Source organism: Mesorhizobium sp. M4A.F.Ca.ET.020.02.1.1, assembly GCF_004022645.1.
Classification (GTDB): Bacteria; Pseudomonadota; Alphaproteobacteria; order Rhizobiales; family Rhizobiaceae; genus Mesorhizobium.
In genome coordinates, this window is record NZ_RZOI01000507.1 from 1 (window position 1) to 4,535 (window position 4,535).

Annotated in this window: 6 protein-coding genes, 1 tRNA gene and 2 pseudogenes; all 9 read right to left on the reverse strand. The window is 62.3% G+C overall.

Annotated elements, in window-relative coordinates; genetic code table 11:
- Nucleotides 1-87: pseudogene (locus tag EN742_RS25320) on the reverse strand (50S ribosomal protein L7/L12); the annotation flags it as partial.
- Nucleotides 88-141: 54 nt separating this feature from the next.
- Complete coding sequence (gene rplJ / locus EN742_RS25325) at nt 142-660, reverse strand: 50S ribosomal protein L10 (protein WP_126054425.1); 519 nt, start codon at nt 658-660, stop codon at nt 142-144.
- Nucleotides 661-1,057: 397 nt separating this feature from the next.
- Entirely contained in the window at nt 1,058-1,756 is a 699-nt protein-coding gene (rplA, locus tag EN742_RS25330; protein WP_127407108.1) for a 50S ribosomal protein L1, read from the reverse strand.
- A gap of 4 nt (nt 1,757-1,760) precedes the next feature.
- Nucleotides 1,761-2,189 carry a 50S ribosomal protein L11 gene (rplK, locus tag EN742_RS25335; protein WP_095765524.1) on the reverse strand — a complete coding sequence of 143 codons (429 nt, stop codon included), beginning with the start codon at nt 2,187-2,189 and terminating at the stop codon, nt 1,761-1,763.
- Nucleotides 2,190-2,385: 196 nt separating this feature from the next.
- On the reverse strand, nt 2,386-2,913 hold the full coding sequence (gene nusG / locus EN742_RS25340; protein ID WP_126054423.1) for a transcription termination/antitermination protein NusG: 528 nt from the start codon (nt 2,911-2,913) through the stop codon (nt 2,386-2,388).
- 27 nt (nt 2,914-2,940) lie between these two features.
- A complete protein-coding gene (secE, locus tag EN742_RS25345) occupies nt 2,941-3,144 on the reverse strand; it encodes a preprotein translocase subunit SecE (protein WP_126054422.1) in 204 nt (67 codons plus the stop codon).
- Nucleotides 3,145-3,512: 368 nt separating this feature from the next.
- Nucleotides 3,513-3,588 (reverse strand) — tRNA-Trp (locus tag EN742_RS25350).
- Between the two features lie 71 nt (nt 3,589-3,659).
- Nucleotides 3,660-4,214, reverse strand: coding sequence for a putative glycolipid-binding domain-containing protein (locus EN742_RS25355; RefSeq protein WP_127421748.1), 555 nt, complete (start codon nt 4,212-4,214; stop codon nt 3,660-3,662).
- Between the two features lie 2 nt (nt 4,215-4,216).
- Nucleotides 4,217-4,535 (reverse strand): annotated as a pseudogene (locus tag EN742_RS25360) (globin); the annotation flags it as partial.

Genomic DNA, 4,535 nt, shown 5'->3' on the forward strand with positions numbered 1-4,535 from the left:
CTTCTCTTCCAGGAGCTTCGACAGCTCAGCCGCCTCGAGGACGGTCAGCTTCGAAAGGTCGTCTACGATCTTTGCGAGATCAGCCATTTGCATATTCCTTCGTAAGGTTCGAACGTGTGTTTGTGATAGCGAGGAACGGCCTCATGCCGCCTCGTCCTTCCGGGCGTAAGCGCCGATGACGCGCGCGACCGAAGCCGCGGGTGCATTGACGATCTGGGCGATCCGGGTTGCCGGCGTGGCGATCATGCCAACCAGCTTGGCGCGCAGCTCGTCGAGCGACGGCAGTGTGGCGAGTGCCTTCACACCGTCGGCGTTGAGCGAGGTGGTGCCCATTGCGCCGCCGAGAATGACGAGCTTGTCATTTCCCTTGGCGAAATCGGACGCGACCTTCGGCGCCGCAATCGGATCCTCCGAATAAGCGACCAGCGTCTGTCCCTTGAACAGGTCGATGATCGATGCGGAGTCCGTGCCCTGAAGAGCGATTTTGGCGAGACGGTTCTTCGCGACTTTGACGGTGCCACCGGCGGCGCGCATCTTCGACCGAAGGTCGTTCATTTGCGCGACGGTGATACCAGCGTAGTGGGCCACGACAACTGAACCCGCGTTCGAAAACGCATCATTCAGGCCCGTGACGAGTTCGCGTTTTTCCGCTCTGTCCACTGCCTATCTCCAGTTGACCCCTGCCCCATCAATGGGAACATTCCCATTCACGATGACAGGCGTCGGGTTGCCTTTTGCCGGCCGGGCCATCCAGTAACGGATCTCCCGAACGACGCTCGAGGATCCTGCCCCCTTTCGCCACACCAATCGGCAGGCCGAATGGTGCGCAGACAAAAGGCAAACACGGTTCGAACCTTTCATTGGAGCTTCTCGCTCCTTTGTCGGGTCTTCACCCGTCTCATGCAGGCCCACATGAATTAAGGCTGTTGGGCCGCCTGCAATCTCGGACAGGATATCCGGAAGCCTTTCGGCCTCCGGGGTACCGGGCCGCCGACGGATCGGAGGCCCGGAATTCTTTGCGGATCAGCCTGTTAGCGGCCGATCAGAACAGTTCGTATCAGGACGCGGCGAGCGTCGCGATGTCGAGCTTGAGGCCGGGCCCCATCGTCGAGGTGACCGACACCTTCTTGACGTAGTTGCCCTTGGCGCCGGACGGCTTGGCCTTGTTCACCGCATCGGCGAAGGCGCGCACATTCTCTTCCAGCGCCTTGACGTCGAACGAAATCTTGCCGACGCCGGCATGGACGATACCGGCCTTCTCGACGCGGAACTCCACGGCGCCGCCCTTCGAGGCCTTGACGGCAGCGGCGACATCGGTGGTCACCGTGCCGACCTTCGGGTTCGGCATCATGCCGCGCGGGCCGAGCACCTTACCGAGACGGCCGACCAGCGGCATCATATCCGGCGTCGCGATGCAGCGATCGAAATCGATCGTGCCCTTTTGGACGATGTCGACCAGATCCTCGGCGCCAACGATATCGGCGCCGGCGGCCTTGGCTTCCTCAGCCTTGTCGCCGCGCGCGAACACGGCCACACGCACCGAGCGGCCGGTGCCGTTCGGCAGATTGACCACGCCGCGGACCATCTGGTCGGCATGGCGCGGGTCGACGCCGAGATTCATCGCGACTTCGATGGTCTCGTCGAACTTCACCGAGGACCGCTCCTTGAGCAGCTTCAGCGCCTCAGGGAGCGCGTAGGACTTGTTCGGATCGATGCCTTCGCGGGTCTTGGCGATACGCTTTGCAATCTTTGCCATGATCTCAGCCCACCACTTCCAGACCCATCGAGCGGGCGGAGCCCTCGACCATGCGCATGGCCGCTTCGACGTCGTTTGCGTTCAGGTCCTTCATCTTCTGCTCGGCGATCGCGCGCACCTTGTCGCGGCTGATCGTGCCGGCCTTGACCTTGCCCGGCTCCTTCGAGCCCGACTTCAGGTTGGCGGCCTTCTTCAGGAAGTAGCTCACCGGCGGCGTCTTCATGACGAAGGTGAACGACTTGTCCTGGTAGTAGGTGATGACGACCGGGATCGGCGACCCCTTTTCCAGCTCCTGGGTCTGCGCGTTGAACGCCTTGCAGAACTCCATGATGTTGATGCCGCGCTGACCAAGCGCCGGGCCGATCGGGGGCGACGGCGTAGCCGAGCCCGCGGCAACCTGGAGCTTGAGCTGGCCTGCAACTTTCTTAGCCATCTCTATTCCTGCCTTTTCTCATGCCGGTCCCACTGTCAGGGAAGCACCGGCGGTTGCAGTCTGGTGGTGCGGTTCCCGCGGCCGGCTAAAGCCGCGTTCGCCTCCCACCCGTTCATGGCCGCGCGATCTTCGCGCCGCCTTCCCTGAGCCGTAGCGGCGCAGGGCATCCCGACGCCTTTCGGCGCGGGTATTCGGATCAGCCCTTTTCGACCTGTCCGAATTCGAGATCGACGGGCACAGCGCGCCCGAAGATCGAAACTTCCACCTTGAGCCGCGCCCGCTCCTCGTCCACTTCCTGGACGAAACCGTTGAACGACGCGAACGGGCCGTCCGAGACGCGGATCGCCTCGCCGATCTCGAAAGTGACCGAGGGCTTCGGCCGCTCGACGCCTTCCTGCACCTGGTTCAGGATGCGCTGCGCCTCGGTCTCGGTGATCGGCACGGGCTTGGAGTCGCCCAGGAAGCCCGTCACCTTCGGCGTGTTCTTGACCAGCGAGAACACTGCATCGGTCAGGTTGGCCTTGAGCAGCACATAGCCTGGGAAGAACTTGCGCTCGGCATCGACCTTGCGGCCACGGCGTATCTCCACGACCTTCTCTGTCGGCACCACGATCTGCTCGATGTCACCGGATAGGCCCTTCTGCTTGGCCTTGTTCTCGATGTCCTCGGCGACCTTCTTCTCAAAGTTCGAATAGGCGTGGACGATGTACCACCGCGCAGTCATTTCACGACTTCTCCGTAATCGCCGGACTTAGCGTCCCAGCCCCAGAATCCACTCGATCGCGTAGCCCATGGCTATGTCGGCGGTGAAGAAAAAGATCATCGCGATGACCGCGAACACCAGGACCATCACCGTCGAGATCATCGTTTCGCGTCGCGACGGCCAGGTCACCTTGGCGGTCTCCGCGCGAACCTGCTGGAGAAAGGTGAAAGGGTTTGTGGTTTTCGAAGCCATATGCCGCTCTGTCTTCAAGACCCGTTGGCCGGGTCTCCTGGATGATCCCGCAGGCCGGGACATGCCGCTCGGACTTCATGGCGGCGCCGAATCAGCGCATCCATTTCGCCCATGCAAATCGGACGCGTAAAGCCGGCTTCCCAGCTCCACGCGTCGCGTGTCTGTTCTGTCTACATAAAACCGATTCTTGATCCACGCAAGTGGCAAGTGTCCGCTTTATGGCCAAACGCCGCCTCGGAACCATCCAGTCGTTCCGTCCCGGCTATGGGCGCCTTATGCCCCAGTTCCCACCAAATGGCAAGCCACCCATGGGTTTTCAAGGACCAGGTGGGCTATCGACGATATTGAAATCGGCCATTTCGGGAAAATGGCACGGGCAGCAGGGCTCGAACCTACGACCTGCGGTTTTGGAGACCGCCGCTCTACCAACTGAGCTATGCCCGTACACGCGCGTTTCGGCGCAGGCGCTTCCTAAAAGCTTCCGGGCGCTCTGTAAAGAGTGGTCTGCGGTCGATTCATATCCTTTGCCAGAAATCCGGATAGGTAACGACCAGCCCCTCCCGATCAACCTCGATTTCCCGCCGGAAGCCACTCCTGAGTGACTCATAGAGATAGCGTCTGTCCTCATCGAGACATGTGTAGCGCTGCGGGCTTTTGACGATCCTCAGCTCCGGCAATTCGATGAAGGCCGCCGCGATCTCGGCGCTTTCGCCAGGCTTCAGTCGCAGCCGCCGGATCGGCAGCGTGTTGGTGAAGGGCGTGACGGTGAGATCGGGGTCGAGCGCCCCGGTCAGTTCCGGAATCGGAGCACCGTCCTTCGACCAGTTGCCCATTCCATCCGTCTCGAGCCGGAAGCGCCCGCCGCCGACGATGCCGACCTCGACCTCCCTGGCGCGCCAGTCGGGGTCGCATGAAATGCGGTAGTGGACCGCGAACGGCGCATGGTCGGCCGAGATCGCCACGGACTCTGCCGATATCCCACCGGAGTCCTGCCTCAGGACGAGGTGTTCGATGCCAAGGCCCTGCCACTGCCGCCATCGGACGATCGTGCTCCGAGCCCGGTCCGCCACTGCTACGATTTCCCAACCGGCGGCTTGTACGGCCCGCCGGGCACGCCCCAGCCCCAGGCGGGCATCGGCTCCGTCTCGGGGTCGCAGGTCTCGCCGAGATTGGAGTTCATCTTCGCCAGCCGCGATCCCCATTCGACATAGCCCATGAAGGCGGAGCGGAATTCGGGATCGTCGGGCAGGCCGACCTCGTCGGCGGCATCGGCGAGAAGATTGATCCAACGCCGCCGCTGTTCCTCGCTCAGGTGCTTGCCGAGATGATGCATCACCATCTCGCGGTGGCCGCCATGCTTTTCGCTGTAGGTCTTCGGTCCGCCGAAACCC

Excerpts from the sequence above, each read along its gene's own strand:
- rplA (WP_127407108.1), bottom strand. The coding sequence starts at position 1,756 with ATGGCAAAGATTGCAAAGCGTATCGCCAAGACCCGCGAAGGCATCGAT.
- rplK (WP_095765524.1), bottom strand. The coding sequence starts at position 2,189 with ATGGCTAAGAAAGTTGCAGGCCAGCTCAAGCTCCAGGTTGCCGCGGGC.
- nusG (WP_126054423.1), bottom strand. The coding sequence starts at position 2,913 with ATGACTGCGCGGTGGTACATCGTCCACGCCTATTCGAACTTTGAGAAG.
- secE (WP_126054422.1), bottom strand. The coding sequence starts at position 3,144 with ATGGCTTCGAAAACCACAAACCCTTTCACCTTTCTCCAGCAGGTTCGC.